Origin of the sequence: Nonlabens tegetincola, assembly GCF_002954355.1 — a bacterium.
Classification (GTDB): Bacteria; Bacteroidota; Bacteroidia; order Flavobacteriales; family Flavobacteriaceae; genus Nonlabens; species Nonlabens tegetincola.
The window spans coordinates 284321-303024 of sequence record NZ_MQVV01000016.1 but is presented as its reverse complement, the minus strand read 5'-3'; the positions used below and the strand labels follow the sequence as shown (position 1 = coordinate 303024).

The window sequence follows — 18704 nt, the reverse complement described above, 5'->3', positions numbered from 1 at the left end:
AAATGAAAAAAATAGTAACTATTATGTTTCTTTTTTGTGCAGTAATTGCCACTGCCCAAAAGAAGCAATTCAAAAAAATAGCAAAGGCAGTAGATAGAAATGACATCGCAACTGCAATGGAAATTTTCAATACTCTAAATGAAAATGAAATAGAAGCTGATTATAAAGATGAATATGCATTTTACAATGCATTCACTCTTTTTACAAATGCACCTGACGATGTTGATCAGCTATTATTAGCTATGGATGAATTGAAAAAAGCTGAAGAGTTAGGATTTGATGATGAGGTTAAATTTAGTTTTGTTGAAAGTTTAGGAAGACAATTGCTAGTTAAAAATGCAAGTAAATTAGCAAATTCAAATCCGCAAAAAGCTCTTTCAATAGTTAAAAAACTAGCTTCCTTTTATCCAGATGATCATTCAATGAAATTTAATGCTGCTAATTTAGCGTACTCCACTGGAGAATTTGATGAGGCTTTATTTTACTATGAAGAATTGTTTAATAATGGTTTCTCAGGAGAGCAAGATATTTTTAAAGCTACTAGGGTAAAGGATGGGAAAGAGGAGATATTTCCTAATAAAGTCTTAGTAGAAGCTGCTATTGCTAAGGGAGAATACAAAAATTTAATAGTTGAGAAATCACCTTCTAATAGAGGAGTAATAGTTAGTAATTTAATCTGGCTTTACAAAAACTCTGGTCAAGATGCCAAAGCAAAAGAGGTTTTTGTAAATGCGTTTGATAGATATCCAAATGATGAATCTTTGAAAATAAACAAGGCAGATATGTATTTAACCTTGGGTATGATGGATGAATATAAAAAAGCTACTGAGGCGCTTGTAGATGAAGTTTCGGACCCAAAAGTTTTTGATAATCTTGGATTAGCCGCCGTTCAAAATAAAAATTATGATGAAGCTATTAAATATTTTAATTTAAGTTTATCTAAGAACCCTGATAATTTTGTTACCTTATATAATTTAGGCGCTATATATTTAGAAAAAGGAAACTTGGATTCTACTTCGTATGATGATCAAGAAAAGTTATACAAAAGCGCAATCGATGTTTTTGAAAAAGCTTTAAAAATCAAGCCGGAAAACGCAAACGTAAAAGGTACTTTATTAAGCTTATACGGAGCACTTGAAATGCAAGATAAAATCGATGCTCTTCAAGGAAAATAAAAAGTTTAAATTTCACGCTTTCGCGAAAGCTTAAAATAAAGATTATTAAAAAAGCCTCTCAATATTATGAGAGGCTTTTTTAATTAGATAATTTTTTTGATTACCCTTAACTTGTGAGTATGCGAATTACTTTCTACATTGAAGATACCACTTTGATCTAAGCGATCTATTCTTATCTTGCCGTGGGCATGGATTATGTAATTATCTTGCATAACGACTCCTACATGAGTTATTAAGCCTTCTTTATTATCAAAAAAGGCTAAATCACCTGGTTCTGATTCCTCTATAAAGCTTAAAGCTTCGCCAATATTTGCTTGCTGTGAAGCGTCTCTAGGAATGGAATGCCCGTTCAATCTATACACTAATTGTGTAAATCCGCTGCAATCGATACCCAATGGATTACGTCCACCCCATAAATATGATGTATTTAAAAAGAGTAAAGAGTTTTCGACTATTTTAGATTTTTCAATTTCTGCAAAATCACGATATTCTCCATTAAACGTGTCTCCTAAAAAAGCAGAAGAGCTTATTTGCGCACCAATACATATTGTAGATAACGATCCATCTTCATGTGTTACATGAGAAATTAAATCAGTACAATATGATTTGGGAAGTTGATGAATGCTATGATAGTCTTCTGACTCAATTTCCCTCAATTGTTTATTATCTATCCAACCTTCATATTTATCATGTGAAAGTCGTATCCTAGACCAACTTTTTCTTGGTTCGATAATTTTGAATATTTCCCCATATAGTACCTGAGATACTAGCTCACTTTTGTCACTAGCTTCAGCTCTTAACGGAGCAATTGAAATTGGGCAAATACCGTATCTCATGTATTATAACATTTCTATAACCATAGCGCTTGCACCGCCGCCGCCGTTGCAAATAGCAGCAGCTCCTAATTTTCCGTCTTCTTGTTTAAGTACACTTAATAATGTAGTTACTATACGAGCACCGCTACAGCCTAATGGATGCCCTAGTGAAACCGCACCACCATACACATTAACGTTCTTATCATTAAGTCCCAATAGCTTCATATTTGCTAATCCAACAACTGAAAAAGCCTCATTGAATTCAAAATAATCTATTTCATCTTGAGAAACACCTGCTTTACTTAAAGCTTTGGGTAAAGCTTTTGCAGGAGCAACTGTAAAATGCTCAGGACTCAGTGCTGCATCTGCATATCCTTTTACGTAAGCAATTGGACTAAGACCTAATTCTTTAGCTTTATCTTCACTCATCAAAAGTAACGCGGCAGCACCATCGTTGATCGTAGAGGCGTTTGCCGCTGTCACAGTACCATCCTTAGTAAATGCAGGGCGTAATGAAGGTATTTTATCCATTTTAACATTAGAGTATTCCTCATCTCTATCAACTACCAAATCATCACCACGGCGCTGTGGGACATGAACTGGAACTACTTCATCACTAAACTTTCCATTTGACCAAGCTTCACTAGATCTGTTATAAGATTGAATTGCAAATTTGTCTTGATCTTCTCTTGTAAAACTATGGTCTATAGCACACTGGTCAGCACATACTCCCATAGCATTTTTATCATAGGCATCAATTAATCCATCTCGCTGCATTCCATCGACTAGAGTGCTAGGGCCAAACTTTGTAGCATTGCGTAAGTGTGTATAATGTGGTATTTGACTCATGTTTTCCATTCCACCTGCAATGACAATATCAGCGTCTCCACAAGCTATTGATTGTGCTGCCATCATTATAGATTTCATTCCACTCGCACAAACTTTATTTACAGTAGTACAAGGAGTGTTTTTTGATATACCTGCTCCTAGTGCTGCTTGTCTAGCAGGTGCTTGACCCGTATTTGCTTGAACAACGTGACCCATAAAAACTTCTTGAACGAGGTTTGGATCAATCCCAGATTTATCTATTGTTCCTTTGATTGCTATGCTACCTAATTGTGTTGCAGGGATGGTTGATAACTTTCCCATAAAGCTACCAATAGGTGTTCTTGCGTAGGATACAATTACTACTTTATTCATGATGTTTATCTTTACCTGCGAAAATACATAAAAACACTGCTTTTTAAAATTGTAAAGTGGTTAATTCAACCTTAAAGTAAAGGATGTCGATTATAAAAAAATATTTTAAAATTGAACATTTGGCCTTATTTGTCATTTTGTTTCTGTCTACGGTTTTAATTGTTCTATTAACTCCGGAAAGTAATAGATTTTCATTGCGATATCAAAACGGTGAACCTTGGTCACAGGATGTTTTATACGCGCCATTTGATTTCCCTGTTTACAAAACGAATGAGGAATTAATTTCAGAAAAAAAACAAGCAATAGAAAGTCAATTTCCGATATATACTTTTAAGAAAGTATCACTTGAAAATAAAAATCTTATTCTTGCGAATAGTGAAAAAGTTATTAGTGAAAATCTGAATAATGATATAAATGAAATAATACTTAACTCTTACGAAACAGGTGTTATTTCTGATACCTTGATCAATCGAACTATCATATTAGTTAAGAATGGTGAGGAAAGTATTATTAATACGGATAAACTTATTAGAAGAACTGAACTAAAAAAGAAAATAAGAAATTTACTTCCTGATTCATTATTTAATGTTTTTAATGTCCCTGAAGAAAATATTTTCTTTGATAAGGAAGAAACGAATAAGAGGATTAATACTGCTATTTCAGATATTTTACCTATTGACTATTGGGTGAAACAAAATAGTAGAATAATAGCTAAAGGTGAAATAGTTCAAGGTGAAAAGTTGAAAGTGCTAGATTCCTTAAATCGAAATTATGTAAAGAATTCAGACGTCAAAGATCGACTGATTAGTAAAATTAGTAAAGGAGCAATAATTTATGTTCTATTACTAGCGTTTTATCTGTATATCAAAAAATTTAATGGAGCACTTTTATTGATTAATAAGAATATTATTTTCATTTTATTCAATACATTATTGTTCATTTGTTTAGGAATATTTTTCTCGTATAGTTATCCTGATTATATATTAATTGTACCTTTTGTAATTTATTCTTTGATTCTTCAATCATTTTTTTCAACAAGATTGGCTTTATTTTGTAGTGTCTTAGTAACACTTGTCATAAGCCTTAATGTTTTAAATCCCCTTATTTTTATAACACAAAAAATATTGATTTCAATTGTAGCCTTAACCTCAAATGCAAAAATTTATAATCGAGCTAATTTATTTGTAGTAGTTGTTAAAATTCTAATTGTATCTACAATTATTTGGATTTCATTTTCATTATTTAGTGATGCGGATTTCACTATTAAATGGGAAAAATTAGGGCAGATAGTAATCAGTAGTATTCTCGTCCTAATGATTTATCCTCTCATATATGCTTATGAAAAAGTTTTTAATATGACGAGTGATATTTCATTACTTGAATTAGGAGATACCAATGCTCCATTGTTAAAAAGATTATCCAACGAAGCGCCAGGAACCTTTCATCATTCTTTGAATGTAGCTAATATAGCAGAATATCTTGCAAGTGAAATCGGAGCAAATTCGATGTTGGTTAGAGTCGGTGCTTTATATCACGATATAGGAAAAATTAGCAATCCGACTCTTTTCATCGAAAATCAAACTAATGGAATTAATCCTCATGATGATCTAGCACCCAAAGAAAGTGCAAGGATAATAATAAACCATATATTACTAGGAGTAGAGTTAGCTAAGGAGTACAATATTCCTGATAGAATAATTGACTTTATAAGAACCCATCATGGAGATTCTCTTGTCAAATATTTTTATCATAAAAACAAAGAGCTCGATCCAAACACAGTTAAAGAGAATTTTAGCTATCCGGGTCCTAAACCATTCAGTAAAGAAACAGCATTATTAATGATAAGTGATAGTATAGAAGCAGCTTCAAAGAGTGTACAACAACCGACTGCACAAAAATTTGATAGACTAGTGGAAACTGTTATAGATGGACATTTAAATAGTGGTCAGTTTGATAATTCTGATTTAACTTTAAAAGAAATTAAAAAGGTCAAACTATTGATAAAAAAGAAGTTAAACAGTATTTATCATGTTAGAATTGAATATCCCGAATAAAAAACGTAAAAATGTTTTGTGAAAACTAATTCTTTGCCGTAGATTTGCAACCGCTTTGAGAAATTGAAGTAAGTTCTTAAATTTTTGGAGAGGTGCCAGAGTGGTAATGGAGCAGATTGCTAATCTGTCAACGCGCAAGCGTTGCCCGGGTTCGAGTCCCGGTCTCTCCGCAGCATTCTCCAATGTTTTTCGGGGTGTAGCGTAGCCCGGTCATCGCGCCTGCTTTGGGAGCAGGAGGTCGCAGGTTCGAATCCTGCCACCCCGACTTAAAGCCTTATCATTATTTGATAAGGCTTTTTTATTTGTCTTATTTAAATTCTTTTAATTACTAATCTCAATAATTCAACTATGCATTTTGTAAATTGCATATGAACTATTGTGCCCATGAAAACTGAATTACACGATTTACGTAAAAACTATCAAAAAAGTGAATTGATAGAATCAGATGTTCCTAATAATCCTTTTTTGTTATTTAAGGATTGGTTTGAAATGGCTAAAGAACATCCAAAAATTGAAGAAGCAAACGCTATGTCTATTGCGACATTAGGTAGTGATGGTTTTCCAAAAAATAGAATTGTATTACTCAAAGAAATTCTTGATAATGGATTTGTTTTTTACACAAACTATGAAAGCGAAAAATCAAAAGCTATTGGAAATTATCAAAAAGGATGTTTACATTTTTTTTGGCCTGCTTTAGAAAAACAAATTATTATAAAGGTTACTATTTCAAAGATATCTAAAGAACATTCTGAGAATTATTTTAAAAAGAGACCTAGAGAAAGTCAGTTAGGTGCTTGGGCTAGTGAACAAAGTTCACAGATAGCATCTAGGGAACAGCTGGAATCCAAACTCAAGACTGTTAGAGAAAGATTTGAAAACACTTCAAAAATTCCAATGCCAGAATTTTGGGGAGGTTTTATTTGTAAACCGTATAGTTTTGAATTTTGGCAGGGAAGGCCAAATAGATTGCACGATAGACTACTTTTTGAACAGGTAAATTCAATTTGGGAAATGAAAAGACTACAACCTTAATGAAAAAATTAACGCTCATCAGGCACGGTAAATCTACTTGGGAATATCAAGTAAGAGATCACGACAGGGTTCTTAAAGAACGTGGTATACAAGATGCACATTTGATAGGTAGCTATTTGAAAAAAAATTCATTTAATTCAGATATTTACATGTCAAGTAGTGCAGCACGTGCACTACAAACTGCAACTCTCGTTTGCGAGTATCTTGATTATAATTTAAACTCTCTTTCAATCAATAGAAGTTTATATACTTTTAGTATGGAAGAACTAGAATCAGTTGTTCTCAATGCAAATGACGACCTTGATCACATCACAATATTCTCTCATAATCATGGAATTACTGAATTTGTAAATCACTTTGGGGATATTTACTTTGATAATATTCCTACTACGGGCTGTGTAACCCTTGAATTTTCAATTAATTCATGGAAAGACTTGAATCCTGGTAAAACGATTTCACATATTTTCCCAAAACAACTTCGTTAATGAATACTTACTACAATCGTGAATTAAGTTGGTTAAAATTCAATGAAAGAGTACTCCAAGAGGCAGAAGACCAATCGGTACCTTTAATTGAAAGACTTAGGTTTTTAGGGATTTTTTCCAATAATTTAGATGAGTTTTTTAGGGTCCGATATGCCACCATTCAAAGAATATATAAGGCAGGAAAAAATGCAACTAAATCGTTAGGAGGAATATCAGCCGGAGATTTATTAGAAGAGATTAATAAAGAGGTTATATCAATCCAGGCGAGAAGTTTTACCGTTTTAGAACAGCTGGAAAACGAATTAAAGCAAAAAAATGTATTAATTGTAGATGAAAAGGAATTGCCAAAGGAACATGAAGGCTTTATAAGAAATTTTTACAATGAAAAAATAAGTACCGCAATTTCAACCATTGTTCTTAAACCGAATCAGCCGCTACCTAGTTTGAGAGATGGTTTGGGATATCTCGCAGTAAGAATGGTTTTAAAAAATGAAACAACGCAGTATGCCATTATTGAAATACCAAAATACTTAAATCGATTTGTTGTTCTTCCTAGATTAGAAAATGATGATAATCAATATGTAATTTTATTGGATGATGTAATTAGACATCGTTTACATTATACATTTGATATGTTTGATTATAAATATATCGAAGCTCATATGATCAAAGTTACTCTTGATGCAGAGCTGGAAATGGATATTGACCTAAAACAAAGCCTTTTAGAGAAAATAAGACGTAGTGTAAAGGATAGAAAAGATGGTGATATAGTACGATTTGTGTATGACAAGGAAATAAATAATAAAACCTTAGAATTTCTTCTAAATAAACTACATCTTGACGACGTAGATTCCATAATTCCTGGTGGTAGGTATCATAACCGTAGGGATTACTTAAAATTCCCAAGTCTAGGTAGAACGGATTTATTGTACGAACAGAAATCGCCTTTACCGGTATTGGACATACCAGCAAGAGGTTCTATTTTTAAGATAATTCAAGAAAAAGACATCTTACAATACACGCCTTATCATACGTTTTCCAATACAATTAGGTTTCTACGAGAGGCTGCACTAGATCCATACGTTACTACCATTAAAATAACTATTTATCGACTTGCAGAAATATCACAGGTAGCCTTTGCATTGATAAATGCTGCTAAGAATGGAAAACAAGTCACAGTATCGATAGAGTTACAAGCGCGATTTGATGAACAGGCAAATATCAATTATGCAGAACTCATGCAAGAGGAAGGAGTTAAACTCATATTTGGAGTTCCTGGGCTTAAAGTACATTGTAAGGCATGTGTAGTAAACAAGGTTATTAAAGGTAAAAACACTAGACTTGGATTCATTTCAACCGGAAACTTTAATGAAGCAACCGCTAGGATTTATACCGATTACACCATTTTTACATCTAACAAGAAAGTTCTCAAAGAGGTAGAACGAGTTTTTGACTTTTTTGAAGTTAATTATAAATTACATAGATATAAACATTTACTTGTTGCACCACATTATTTAAGAAACGGTATTGAACGATTGATTCGTAAAGAGATCGCTTTCGCGAAAGCGGGAAAAAAAGCCTTCATAAGGTGTAAATTAAATTCGATATCCGATTTCAAGATGATTGATTTATTGTACCAGGCGTCAAATGCAGGTGTTGAAATAGAATTAATTGTACGTGGTATTTGTTGTCTGATACCAGGAGTTCCTGGAATGAGTGAAAATATCACAGTCAAAAGTATTGTAGATAGATATTTAGAGCATCCTAGAGCCTACTACTTTCACAATGATGGGAATGATCTATTGTATATCTCAAGTGCAGATTTCATGACTAGAAATCTAGACCATAGAGTAGAGATAGCTTGTCCCATTTATGATAACGAAGTGAAAAGACAAATATTAGAAACTTTAGAGATTTGTTGGAATGACAACGTAAAAGCTAGACTTATTGATGAGAATCAAAATAATAATTATGTAAAACTTTTAGAAGACAAATCTGTAAGATCGCAATACGAAACCTATACTTATCTTAAGAATCAATAATGAGTTTTAAATCTGTTAAATATGGTGCCATTGACATAGGTTCTAATGCAATTAGACTGCTTATCGCAACAGCAAATACTATGACAGGAAATCCACCAAACTTTAAAAAAATAAGTTTGGTAAGGGTACCTATTAGATTAGGTCAAGATGTATTTACTACTGGTGAAATAAGTGAAGTAAATTTCAATCGTATGGTAGACGCCATGAAGGCATACAAACTGCTCATGCAAGTGCATAAGGTTGAAAAGTATAAAGCCTATGCAACGAGTGCCATGAGAGGTGCCCAAAATGGCCAAGAAATCGCAGATTATATTAAAGAGAATTGCGGTATTAAGATCGAAATTATTGATGGATCCCATGAAGCGGCTATAATTGCAATGACCGATTTACATAATGTGATAGACGAAAGAAAGGTTTATTTATATGTCGATGTAGGTGGTGGTAGTACGGAATTTACTCTTTTCGCTTATGGGAAAGAGGTCGTTTCTCGTTCCTTCCAAATAGGTACTGTTAGACTACTTAATGATATGGTAAATAACTCTCTTTGGGCAGAGGCAGAGAATTGGGTAAAAGAAGTTTGTAAGCCATATTCCAAAATTGAATTAATAGGTTCTGGTGGTAATATTAATAACATATTTAAAAGTAGCGGTAAATCTCAAGGAAAACCACTTTCTTACTTTTATCTAGCTAGTTACTATGAAAAGTTACAATCGTATACTTATGAAGAACGTATCTACAGTTTGAATATGAATCAAGATCGTGCAGATGTTATTATACCTGCTTGTAGAATTTATCTAAGAGCAATGAAATGGAGTATGGCCAAAAATATTTATGTACCGAAGATAGGATTGTCCGATGGTATCATTAAATCGATATATAATGCAGATAATCGGATATAATTCTTGGCAGGAATATATTTAAGCAGCATTAAACTATTAAACAGTACTTTTGAATTAAATAATTAGAACACATGAAAAATATTATTTTATCCTTATTTGTGATATTTATTTCTCTGAATGCCTATTCTCAGGTAAACGGTGAAGCTCAGTATGGATTTAGGTTAGGTCTTAATTACTCAAATTTATCGGGTGATATTGAGGATGCCGATTCTAGATTAGGGTTACATGCAAATTTCTTTGCTGTTGTACCATTAAGTGATTCCTTTAGTTTACAGCCTGAAATTGGACTTTCTGCAATAGGTGTTAATGAAGAAGAGCTGCGATTAGAAAACGGAGATAACGTTCAATTTAAAACAAATTGGTTACAAGTAGGTGTTCTTGCCAAAGTAGATTTAGGAGAAAAAATTTATCTATTGTTAGGACCACAAGCAGGAGTAAACGTTACTGAACGTGATAATAATGATTATTATAACTGGGATATTGCTGGTGTAGGTGGAATAGGGTACAACCTAGATGAAAATTGGACTTTGGACTTGAGATATAGTTATGGATTCGCTAACATTTTTGATAGGGAATTTGGTGAAATAGCTGAAGCGAATAACAGATACTTTCAATTAGGTATAGCTTACAAGTTATAAAATCAGTTGTCCTATGATATCAAAAAAGCAGCCGTAGAGCTGCTTTTTTTTTATTTAAAATCGAGATCAAATGTTTTTCTTAGTAATTCTAGCGCAGGATTTTTCTCAGACAATTTTTGATACTTCTCTTGCTCTGTAAATACATATTTTTTGGTTACCTGCTCATCTACTATGATATCAAAATAAATATTGTAATTGTTTAACTCCCTTTTCAAATGTTCCAAAACCGTACCTTGATTTTTTTCAAGATCCTCTTTCATTGATTTGTTAGGAAATTTTAGGCGTATACCTGATTTTTCTATCAATTCAGGATCATCTGCATTGAGAATACTAGCTAAAATACGCTGGCCTTTATTCTCTAAATAATCCACGTATTTATTCCATACTAGATTTAACTCCTCTTGACTAAAGGGTTTTGTAGGTAATTCATCATGTTTAATTACTTTTTGAGCAGCTTTGGCGACGTGCTCATTTTTTACCTGTATCGCTTTGATAGAACTACTACTTACAGTTTCTTTAGTTTTAGAAGACAATCTTGCTCTAGCAGCTTTTAATTGAGCTTCACGATCATAGGTATCCACAAAGTTTTGGGAATTCAAATGAGGTGTCTTCTCTGGTACAGGACTGGTTGATTCTATAGGCTTTTCAGAATTCCTGTAAGTTGATGGCTCTTCAGATATTACTTTTGAAGGTGCTGCTTTCGTAACGTGAGCTGTTTCCTGTTTTTGTTCCTCAGTAGGTTTTACATCATCTATTAGGGTTTCTGTAAACTTTTCAGGACCTACTATGTAGCTATTGGAGTTTTTTTTTTCTCCATCCTGAAGGACAGAGGCTAGTTTCATTATAGCTAGTTCGACATGTAATCGTTGATTTCTACTAGCACGATAGTTAAAATCGGCGTTGTTTGCTATTTCTATAGCCTCACGCAGGAAACCTAAATCTGTATGAGAAGACTGACTTTTATATTTTGCTTTAGTTTTTTCACCTAATTCCAAAAGCTGGATAGTGCGTTCATCTTTACAAACCATGAGGTCCCTAAAATGACTTGCCAGACCACTTATGAAATGATGACCATCAAAACCTTTAGCTAGTATTTCATCATAAGTGACAAGAAGATTAGGGATGTCGCCATCTAGAATCAAATCGGTTACCTTGAAATACGTATCACGATCTAAAACATTTAAATTTTCTGTTACAGCTTGTACAGTAAGATCTTTACCAGAAAAGCTTACCACTCTATCAAAAATCGACAAGGAATCACGCAGTGCACCATCTGCTTTTTGAGCTATTATTTGCAACGCTTCTTCCTCAGCGTTTATACCTTCTTGTTGAGCTATTCTTTTAAGGTGATCTCTCATAGCGCCTACCGTAATCCTTTTAAAATCAAATATTTGACATCTAGATAATATGGTAGGGATAATTTTGTGCTTTTCGGTAGTGGCTAAAATAAAAATAGCATGAGATGGTGGTTCTTCAAGGGTTTTTAAAAACGCATTGAAGGCAGCATTTGATAGCATGTGAACCTCATCTATGATATATACTTTATATTTTCCCACTTGTGGAGGAATACGTACTTGATCGACAATACTACGTATGTGCTCTACACCGTTGTTTGAGGCAGCATCTAATTCAAAAATATTGAAAGCAAAGTCTTCATCTGGACTATAATCTCCACTTTCTTGATTTATTTTTTTGGCAAGAATTCTGGCACATGTAGTTTTTCCTACACCTCTAGGTCCTGTAAATAGTAACGCCTGCGCTAGATGATTGCTTTTTATAGCATTCTCTAGAGTTTGAGTAATTGCCCTTTGACCAACAACATCTTCAAAGGTTTCGGGTCTGTATTTACGTGCGCTTACTATAAACGGTTCCATAGGTCAAAGATATACGTAGAACATTATTTTGCCGTTTATTTTGAGTTTGTTTTTTATTGATTTATCAACAAAAAAATAGGTAATTTTGCTGCGCAGGTCGCCTTATCGTTCCAGTATTTACAGGAAAGGAAAGTCCGGACACCACAGGATAGCATAACGGTTAATGGCCGTCGTTGTTGTTATGCTTTCGCGAAAGCGTAATCGTAATAGCAATAGGACTAGTGCAACAGAAAGTATGTACAGATAATGCTGTAGTGAAACCAGGTAAACTCTATGCGGTGCAATGTCATGTAGGTCAGAGTTTGAGCGTTATCCGCGCGATTTTGATGGGTAGGCAGATAGAGGTAAGTAGTAATACTTATCCCAGATAAATGATAAGGGTCTCAATAATGAGATACAGAATCCGGCTTATAGACCTGCTTTTTTATTCTTCTTCATCTTCATGATAAAAGAAACTAAAAACTGTGCCACCATATCGACGACTATCTTTAAAGTATGAATGAGTACTTAAATCTGAGTGTTTTGAATGCTCTACTATAAGCATTCCATTTGTATCTAGTAATTCTTGCTGAAAGATTAATTCTGGTACTTTAAGAAATTCCTCATCACTGAAACCGTAAGGAGGATCTGCAAAAATGAGATCGTACTTACCTTTATGTTTGCTTAAAAAACTGAACACATCGGCCTTTACAACGTCAATATTTAAGTCGAGATCGGTTGCAGTTTTTTTGATAAAACTGGTACATGCAGCATGTTTATCAACTGCTAGTGAACTACTTGCTCCACGACTACAAAATTCATAACTCATGTTTCCACTACCTGCGAATAGCTCTAATACTCTGGCATCATGTATTTCAATCTGATGTCTTAAAATATTAAATAGAGCTTCCTTAGCCATATCTGTCGTAGGACGAACAGGTAGATTTTTTGGAGCTTGTATTCTTCTTCCCTTATGTATTCCAGAAATTATGCGCATATTAATTCTTTGAGATAATTGATGTTTTCATTTTTTTCCACATGTTGTATATATTTATACAGTACATCAAATAATTCTTCATCAATTTTTTCACCTTTTACGGTTACTACTGTGGTTTCTACATCGCAATTAAACTGTTGTAACGAAAATACGGTATAGTATAGTAAATCTTCTTTGGACTCATAAGGGTAGCTGTTATGAGCAACTAATTTATCGTCTTTATAAACACTTAAGTAAAAATGATTAGGAAGAAGGTTTAAATAAGCATGGTTTTGCCTTTCAATGTTTTCTTCTTTTTTCAATATTTGAGTACTTAAGTGGTAGTAGTTAAGATCGCCGTGTTTTTCAAAAAAGAAGTTATTCAAATTGCTATATGCAATATAAACCGTAGTTAGTTCTTTGAGATTATCATGACTGATTACATCAGTTTCTAATAATTGAGTTGTGTATTTAAGGTAGTCTGCGCTATTTGACGGATCAAAGTAGGCATTGGGAACACAGGTGAAAATAGGGTGGTGGTAATAGATATTTACTTTGGAAAAAGATTTGTTTACAAAATCTTCTTCGTTATAAATTAATTCTATCTCTTGAAAAAGTTCTATAGGATTGTTGGAGTATTTAAAGCTCTTATCGTAACTGTTTTCTACGCGATTACCTATATGAGTAAAAAAAGAAAGTCCATTCTGATGAATCAGAACGGACAACTCTTTTAAAATATTTTCAGACTTATTAGTTATCTGCATACTTTCTAGGCCAGTTACCACTTGTTGTAATTTCATCCAAGCTACCTACATAGATAGTAGATCCATTTACAGCCTCAACAGCTTTTACCTCAAGTTCTGCTTTTACGAGCTTTTCAGGCTGATCAAAAAGTATTTCTTTTTTATCGGCTGTAGCTTTAAATACAGGTATCATTTGGTCTTTATCAGGTACAAGACCTGTTTCCAATTTGATTTTACCTGGAGCATTTTCTATACCATAATCAAGAAGTTTTGCAACGTCAGTATTTTTGAATAATGAATCTTTAACAGATTTAAAGCCTAACGTGTCAATAATAGTAACCTCTTTAGTATATCCACCTGTTTCAGGATCTAATCTAAATTTGATGTTACGTTCTCTATCTACAACAGTACTATCTCGTTTAGTAGTAAGAGCAAATTGAGCAGTATCTACAAATTGTGTAAGGTTATTGATGTTCTCTGCATACTTACCAGTAATAAGTTTGTGAGCTGTTTGAGCTTCTCTTAACTTTATAAGTTTACTAATTACCTTTTTATACCTTTCTTCTTTTACTTTTTCAAATTCTACGGGTTCGGCAATGGATTGATACAGCTTGTATCCAAAGAATCCGCTTAAACCTAAAAGTATAAGAATAAATATAGGGTGTGCTTTCTTAGGAATTTTGTTAATAAATACAGCAAACAGTATCAGAACGACTAAACCTGCTAATACTGATAGTACAAAAGTCAACATATGTTCAAAAGTTTTTACTTGTTTTCAAAGCAAACAAATCTACAATATTTTTTGTCTAGTCCTAACGACTAGTGTGAAATTTGGGTTAAGTTTACCCACAGTTTTTCTACAAACCTTATATGGACGTATCCTCTTTCTATAAAGTATTAAAAGATCAATTTCCCTTTGAGCCTACAAATCAACAAGATATAGCGCTTCATCAGTTAAGTGATTTCATTTTAGATAAAAAAATAAAGACCGTACTTTTTTATTAAAAGGTTACGCAGGTACCGGAAAAACTACTCTTATTAGTGTATTAGTTAAGGCTATTTGGAAAGTAAGAGTAGGAACTGTACTTCTAGCACCTACAGGTAGAGCCGCCAAAGTAATAAGCAATTATTCATCCAGACAGGCAGCCACCATTCATCGAGAAATTTATTATCCAAAAGGTCAAGGTAGCGGCAGTGTAGAGTTTACACTTAAAAAAAATAAACATCGTAATACTTTATTTATAGTAGACGAAGCGTCTATGATACCAGATGTAGTCTCCGAAGGCAAATTATTTGGAGCTACGGGATCATTACTGGACGACCTTATACAATATGTCTACGAGGGAATTAATTGTAAATTACTGATCATTGGAGATACAGCACAATTACCGCCAGTAAAACTAGAAGTAAGTCCAGCTCTTGATGAAAGAATAATTGAACAACGTTATTTAAAAGAAGTCACAAGTATTGAATTAGACGAGGTTAAACGACAAACCGATAAATCTGGTATCTTATTTAATGCTACAGGTATACGTAATCATATAGAGGAACAAGATTATAATTTTAAATTCAACGTACAGCCTTATAATGATATTAAACGATTAATTGATGGACATGAAATCATTGATACTATTAATAGTGCCTATGATATCAACGGTCATGAAGAAACAGCAATAATTGTAAGATCAAATAAACGGGCAAACCTTTATAACCAACAAATAAGATCAAGAATTTTATTCAGGGAAAGCGAGCTAAGTGCCGGCGACTTCCTAATGGTCGTAAAAAATAATTACCATTGGCTCAAACCTACAAGTGATGCTGGATTTATTGCAAATGGTGATATCATAGAAATATTAGAGATATTCTCATTTAAAGAATTATATGGTTTCAAATTTGCTAATGTTAAGGTGCGTATGGTAGATTATCCTGACATGAAACCCTTTGAAACCACGTTGTTACTTGATACATTAACATCAGAATCGCCTAGTTTAACCTATGAGCAAAGCAACAAATTGTATCAAGAGGTAAGGATGGATTATCTTAAATTACCTAAATGGAAGCAGTATAAAGAAATTAAAGCCAATCAGTATTTTAATGCTCTACAAGTAAAATTTTCTTATGCGATTACTTGTCATAAATCTCAAGGAGGACAATGGGAAAATGTGATCGTTGAGCAACCCTATTTACCAGATGGACCTAGCAAGGATTATTTAAGGTGGTTGTACACAGCATGTACAAGAGCCAAAACAAATTTGTATCTTATAGGCTTCAATAAGGATCATTTTATTGAATCATAGTTATGGAAACATTTTTTAGCATTTTCACCAGCGTTTGTTTGGGTATAGGATTGTCTGCCAGTGCAGGATTTAGAGTATTCGTTCCTTTGTTGTTTTTGAGCTTTGCCGGATACATGGGTTGGATACCCTTAAATGAAGATTGGTCCTGGGCAGGTAGTTTAACAGCTGTAATTGTCCTAGCAGTTGCAGCCGTAGTAGAACTTCTTGCCTATTACATACCTTATGTAGATAATCTTTTGGACACTATTTCGGTTCCTCTTGCAACTATAGCAGGTACTGCAGTAATGGTAAGTGTCGTAGGAGATTTGGACCCAGTTTATACGTGGACATTGGCCATTATAGCTGGTGGTGGAACAGCAGCTGCTATATCAAGCACTACAACCGCAGCACGCGCAACAAGCACAGCAGCTACTGGTGGATTAGGTAATCCAGTAGTAAGCACAGCCGAGGCTGGATTAAGCGGTATTCTATCAATTCTCTCCTTACTCGCTCCAGTTGTCGCTGTCATTATTGTAATATTGATCTTTCTCGCCATGAGAAAGTTATATAAAAAATTGTTTAAAAGAAGTTCGCTTTCGCGAAAGCAAACTAACAAAAAACTAACAAATTGAGAACAATAGCCGTAATACCTGCACGCTATGAAGCAAGCAGATTTCCAGGTAAATTAATGAAAGATCTAGGTGGTAAACCTGTAATTATACGCACCATGCAGGCCACTCAACAAACAGGTCTATTTGATGATGTAATGGTTGCAACCGATAGTGAAACCATCTACAAAACTGTTGAGGAGAATGGAGGTAAAGCGGTAATGAGCACCAAAAATCATGAATGCGGTAGTGATCGTATCGCCGAAGCAGTCGAAAACATATCTGCCGATATTGTTATCAACGTTCAAGGAGACGAACCGTTTACTAATAAAGATGATCTAGCCTCATTAATAGAAGTGTTCAAGAATGACCCTTCAAAAAATATATCACTCTCATCTTTAATGCATGAAATTAAAGGTGAGGAAATGATATCTAATCCTAATAATGTAAAAGTTATAGTTGATGAAAATGATCACGCTATTTACTTTTCAAGGTCGCCCATACCTTATCATCGAGATAAATTATTACCAGCTACCTACTACAAGCATATAGGGATTTATGCGTTTAGGAAACAAGCGTTACTTGACTTTTATCGCAGTAAGGCAACACCACTAGAATTGTTAGAAAAACTAGAATGCTTGCGCTATATAGAGCAAGGGAAAAAGATTAAAATGGTGCGCACTCAAAAATCTAGTATTGGAATTGACACACCAGATGATTTAATTGAAGCAAATAAATTGTGGGACTGCTCTAAATAGCGATTCCTACGGGTAACATTTCCTTGTATTTAATTCTATTTTTTCTCACAAATCCAGCAATTTTAGGGTGAGTAGGTACAACTTTTAATTCTTTTTCAAATTTAATGTTGTCAAAAACAGCTGTAAGAAATTCATCCTTGAAAGAAAAGTTCTCTTCTAGAACTTCAGGGATAATTAATTTGGTTAAAAATATTTTGCGATCTTGTTGAGCATACTCAATACGAGCCATTTCTCCATCCACAATACATTCATACTGACGTAAAAACTCATTGTCAGTAATTTCTAAATTTACCTTTGTACTCATTCTCTCTTATTTAAAATCAGAAGAAATTCTGATCGTTTTACTACCTATATTTGATTATATTACTGGTAGGTTAGTAAAGCTTTTTGAATAGTTGAATTACAAATATACTAAAAAACAGACATATACAAGTTAAGGTCTGTGTAATTATTTATAAATCAGATATATAAGTTTCAATGAAGTGTTCGGTATATTTCATGCCAGGAATGGCAGCATCACCTCAAATTTTTGAATACATAAAATTGCCATCAAAACAATTTGATGTTCATCTAATGGAATGGATTCTGCCTGTTAAAAATGAATCTATAAGGAACTATTGTATCAGACTTCTAGATCAAATAAAGCATGAAAATCCTGTTTTAATAGGAGTATCATTTGGTGGTGTGATAGTCCAAGAACTTTCAAAACTGCTACCTGTAAAAAAAATGATTATCATTTCTTCCGTTAAATCTAACAAAGAGTTCCCTAGACGCATGAGGTTAAGTAAAGTTACTCATCTTCACAAGGCGTTACCTACAACTCTCATTAAGCATTTTGGGACTATCGCTTCTTACTCAAAAATATTGGCACCTAAAAAGATAGAAATGTATAATAAATACCTATCTGTAAATGATCCATTATATATGGACTGGGCCTTGAACACAATCATTAACTGGGACCAAGAAAAAGCACCAGATAACTTAATTCATATCCATGGTGATAGTGACCCAGTTTTCCCCATTAAATATATTGAAAACTGTATTACTGTTGAAGGAGGAACACACGTTATGATTATAAATAGATTTAGATGGTTTAATGAGCATTTACCCCAACTTATTTTGGATAATTAACACTATCGATTAACCACTA

17 protein-coding genes, 2 tRNA genes, 1 other RNA gene and 1 pseudogene are annotated in these 18704 nt (G+C 33.6%); 14 read left to right on the top strand and 7 right to left on the bottom strand.

Annotated elements, in window-relative coordinates:
* Positions 1-2 precede the first annotated feature (2 nt).
* Entirely contained in the window at positions 3-1175 is a 1173-nt protein-coding gene (locus tag BST93_RS10855; RefSeq protein WP_181072610.1) for a tetratricopeptide repeat protein, read from the top strand.
* 83 nt (positions 1176-1258) lie between these two features.
* On the opposite strand, the gene BST93_RS10850 is transcribed toward BST93_RS10855, so the two are convergent.
* Both BST93_RS10850 and BST93_RS10845 read right to left on the bottom strand, forming a co-directional pair.
* Positions 1259-2011, bottom strand: coding sequence for a C40 family peptidase (locus tag BST93_RS10850; RefSeq protein ID WP_105019181.1), 753 nt, complete (start codon positions 2009-2011; stop codon positions 1259-1261).
* Between the two features lie 3 nt (positions 2012-2014).
* A complete protein-coding gene (locus BST93_RS10845) occupies positions 2015-3190 on the bottom strand; it encodes an acetyl-CoA C-acyltransferase (protein WP_105019180.1) in 1176 nt (391 codons plus the stop codon).
* An 83-nt stretch (positions 3191-3273) separates the two neighbouring features.
* Here BST93_RS10845 and BST93_RS10840 point away from each other — a divergent pair, with 83 nt between their 5' ends.
* The 8 genes from BST93_RS10840 (at position 3274) to BST93_RS10805 (ending at position 10340) form a co-directional block, all read left to right on the top strand.
* Entirely contained in the window at positions 3274-5244 is a 1971-nt protein-coding gene (locus tag BST93_RS10840) for an HD family phosphohydrolase (RefSeq protein ID WP_105019179.1), read from the top strand.
* An 86-nt stretch (positions 5245-5330) separates the two neighbouring features.
* Positions 5331-5414: transfer RNA gene (locus tag BST93_RS10835), tRNA-Ser, on the top strand.
* A 20-nt stretch (positions 5415-5434) separates the two neighbouring features.
* Positions 5435-5509: transfer RNA gene (locus BST93_RS10830), tRNA-Pro, on the top strand.
* A 119-nt stretch (positions 5510-5628) separates the two neighbouring features.
* A complete protein-coding gene (gene pdxH / locus BST93_RS10825; RefSeq protein ID WP_105019178.1) occupies positions 5629-6276 on the top strand; it encodes a pyridoxamine 5'-phosphate oxidase in 648 nt (215 codons plus the stop codon).
* A complete protein-coding gene (locus BST93_RS10820) occupies positions 6276-6761 on the top strand; it encodes a SixA phosphatase family protein (RefSeq protein ID WP_105019285.1) in 486 nt (161 codons plus the stop codon). The genes pdxH and BST93_RS10820 overlap by 1 nt, the downstream gene beginning before the upstream one ends.
* Positions 6761-8803 carry a polyphosphate kinase 1 gene (gene ppk1, locus BST93_RS10815; protein WP_060524835.1) on the top strand — a complete coding sequence of 681 codons (2043 nt, stop codon included), beginning with the start codon at positions 6761-6763 and terminating at the stop codon, positions 8801-8803. Before BST93_RS10820 ends, ppk1 begins: the two co-directional genes overlap by 1 nt.
* Positions 8803-9702 carry a Ppx/GppA phosphatase family protein gene (locus BST93_RS10810; RefSeq protein ID WP_181072608.1) on the top strand — a complete coding sequence of 300 codons (900 nt, stop codon included), beginning with the start codon at positions 8803-8805 and terminating at the stop codon, positions 9700-9702. Before ppk1 ends, BST93_RS10810 begins: the two co-directional genes overlap by 1 nt.
* Positions 9703-9773: 71 nt before the next feature.
* On the top strand, positions 9774-10340 hold the full coding sequence (locus BST93_RS10805; protein WP_105019176.1) for a porin family protein: 567 nt from the start codon (positions 9774-9776) through the stop codon (positions 10338-10340).
* A 50-nt stretch (positions 10341-10390) separates the two neighbouring features.
* Here BST93_RS10805 and BST93_RS10800 read toward each other — a convergent pair whose 3' ends face one another.
* Entirely contained in the window at positions 10391-12214 is a 1824-nt protein-coding gene (locus BST93_RS10800; RefSeq protein ID WP_105019175.1) for a DNA polymerase III subunit gamma/tau, read from the bottom strand.
* Between the two features lie 89 nt (positions 12215-12303).
* Between BST93_RS10800 and rnpB the strand changes: the two genes are divergently transcribed.
* Positions 12304-12641: RNase P RNA component class A (rnpB, locus tag BST93_RS10795), an RNA gene on the top strand.
* Here rnpB and rsmD read toward each other — a convergent pair.
* Genes rsmD through BST93_RS10780 form a run of 3 tightly spaced genes read right to left on the bottom strand, consistent with a single transcriptional unit; the run spans position 12639 to position 14663 of the window.
* Positions 12639-13190 carry a 16S rRNA (guanine(966)-N(2))-methyltransferase RsmD gene (rsmD, locus tag BST93_RS10790; protein WP_105019174.1) on the bottom strand — a complete coding sequence of 184 codons (552 nt, stop codon included), beginning with the start codon at positions 13188-13190 and terminating at the stop codon, positions 12639-12641. The two genes, rnpB and rsmD, sit on opposite strands and share 3 nt — an antisense overlap.
* A complete protein-coding gene (locus BST93_RS10785; RefSeq protein ID WP_105019173.1) occupies positions 13181-13969 on the bottom strand; it encodes a DUF3822 family protein in 789 nt (262 codons plus the stop codon). The genes rsmD and BST93_RS10785 overlap by 10 nt, the downstream gene beginning before the upstream one ends.
* Positions 13920-14663 (bottom strand): hypothetical protein, encoded by a 744-nt coding sequence (locus BST93_RS10780; protein ID WP_240919391.1) that lies wholly within the window; start codon positions 14661-14663, stop codon positions 13920-13922. Before BST93_RS10780 ends, BST93_RS10785 begins: the two co-directional genes overlap by 50 nt.
* A gap of 119 nt (positions 14664-14782) precedes the next feature.
* Between BST93_RS10780 and BST93_RS10775 the strand changes: the two are divergent.
* The 3 genes and pseudogenes from BST93_RS10775 to kdsB all read left to right on the top strand — a co-directional run bounded on the left by BST93_RS10775 (position 14783) and on the right by kdsB (position 17554).
* A pseudogene (locus BST93_RS10775) lies at positions 14783-16209 on the top strand (ATP-dependent DNA helicase).
* Positions 16210-16211: 2 nt separating this feature from the next.
* Positions 16212-16820 (top strand): DUF4126 domain-containing protein, encoded by a 609-nt coding sequence (locus BST93_RS10770; protein WP_105019172.1) that lies wholly within the window; start codon positions 16212-16214, stop codon positions 16818-16820.
* Positions 16817-17554, top strand: a complete 738-nt coding sequence (gene kdsB, locus BST93_RS10765; RefSeq protein ID WP_105019171.1) for a 3-deoxy-manno-octulosonate cytidylyltransferase — start codon at positions 16817-16819, stop codon at positions 17552-17554. The genes BST93_RS10770 and kdsB overlap by 4 nt, the downstream gene beginning before the upstream one ends.
* On the opposite strand, the gene BST93_RS10760 is transcribed toward kdsB, so the two are convergent.
* On the bottom strand, positions 17547-17858 hold the full coding sequence (locus tag BST93_RS10760) for a GNAT family N-acetyltransferase (RefSeq protein WP_042279325.1): 312 nt from the start codon (positions 17856-17858) through the stop codon (positions 17547-17549). The two genes, kdsB and BST93_RS10760, sit on opposite strands and share 8 nt — an antisense overlap.
* A gap of 173 nt (positions 17859-18031) precedes the next feature.
* On the opposite strand from BST93_RS10760, the gene BST93_RS10755 reads away from it, so the two are divergent.
* Positions 18032-18685: an alpha/beta fold hydrolase gene (locus tag BST93_RS10755; protein ID WP_258150525.1), complete on the top strand. Its 654-nt coding sequence runs from the start codon at positions 18032-18034 to the stop codon at positions 18683-18685.
* The last annotated feature ends 19 nt before the right edge of the window (positions 18686-18704 follow it).

Bases quoted from the DNA above. Each gene is read 5' to 3' on its own strand.
- ppk1 (WP_060524835.1), top strand. From the start codon at position 6,761: ATGAATACTTACTACAATCGTGAATTAAGTTGGTTAAAATTCAATGAA.
- BST93_RS10760 (WP_042279325.1), bottom strand. From the start codon at position 17,858: ATGAGTACAAAGGTAAATTTAGAAATTACTGACAATGAGTTTTTACGT.
- BST93_RS10800 (WP_105019175.1), bottom strand. From the start codon at position 12,214: ATGGAACCGTTTATAGTAAGCGCACGTAAATACAGACCCGAAACCTTT.
- BST93_RS10780 (WP_240919391.1), bottom strand. From the start codon at position 14,663: ATGTTGACTTTTGTACTATCAGTATTAGCAGGTTTAGTCGTTCTGATA.
- BST93_RS10805 (WP_105019176.1), top strand. From the start codon at position 9,774: ATGAAAAATATTATTTTATCCTTATTTGTGATATTTATTTCTCTGAAT.
- BST93_RS10840 (WP_105019179.1), top strand. From the start codon at position 3,274: ATGTCGATTATAAAAAAATATTTTAAAATTGAACATTTGGCCTTATTT.
- BST93_RS10855 (WP_181072610.1), top strand. From the start codon at position 3: ATGAAAAAAATAGTAACTATTATGTTTCTTTTTTGTGCAGTAATTGCC.
- BST93_RS10810 (WP_181072608.1), top strand. From the start codon at position 8,803: ATGAGTTTTAAATCTGTTAAATATGGTGCCATTGACATAGGTTCTAAT.
- BST93_RS10845 (WP_105019180.1), bottom strand. From the start codon at position 3,190: ATGAATAAAGTAGTAATTGTATCCTACGCAAGAACACCTATTGGTAGC.
- BST93_RS10820 (WP_105019285.1), top strand. From the start codon at position 6,276: ATGAAAAAATTAACGCTCATCAGGCACGGTAAATCTACTTGGGAATAT.
- rsmD (WP_105019174.1), bottom strand. From the start codon at position 13,190: ATGCGCATAATTTCTGGAATACATAAGGGAAGAAGAATACAAGCTCCA.
- BST93_RS10770 (WP_105019172.1), top strand. From the start codon at position 16,212: ATGGAAACATTTTTTAGCATTTTCACCAGCGTTTGTTTGGGTATAGGA.
- BST93_RS10850 (WP_105019181.1), bottom strand. From the start codon at position 2,011: ATGAGATACGGTATTTGCCCAATTTCAATTGCTCCGTTAAGAGCTGAA.
- pdxH (WP_105019178.1), top strand. From the start codon at position 5,629: ATGAAAACTGAATTACACGATTTACGTAAAAACTATCAAAAAAGTGAA.
- BST93_RS10755 (WP_258150525.1), top strand. From the start codon at position 18,032: ATGAAGTGTTCGGTATATTTCATGCCAGGAATGGCAGCATCACCTCAA.
- BST93_RS10785 (WP_105019173.1), bottom strand. From the start codon at position 13,969: ATGAAATTACAACAAGTGGTAACTGGCCTAGAAAGTATGCAGATAACT.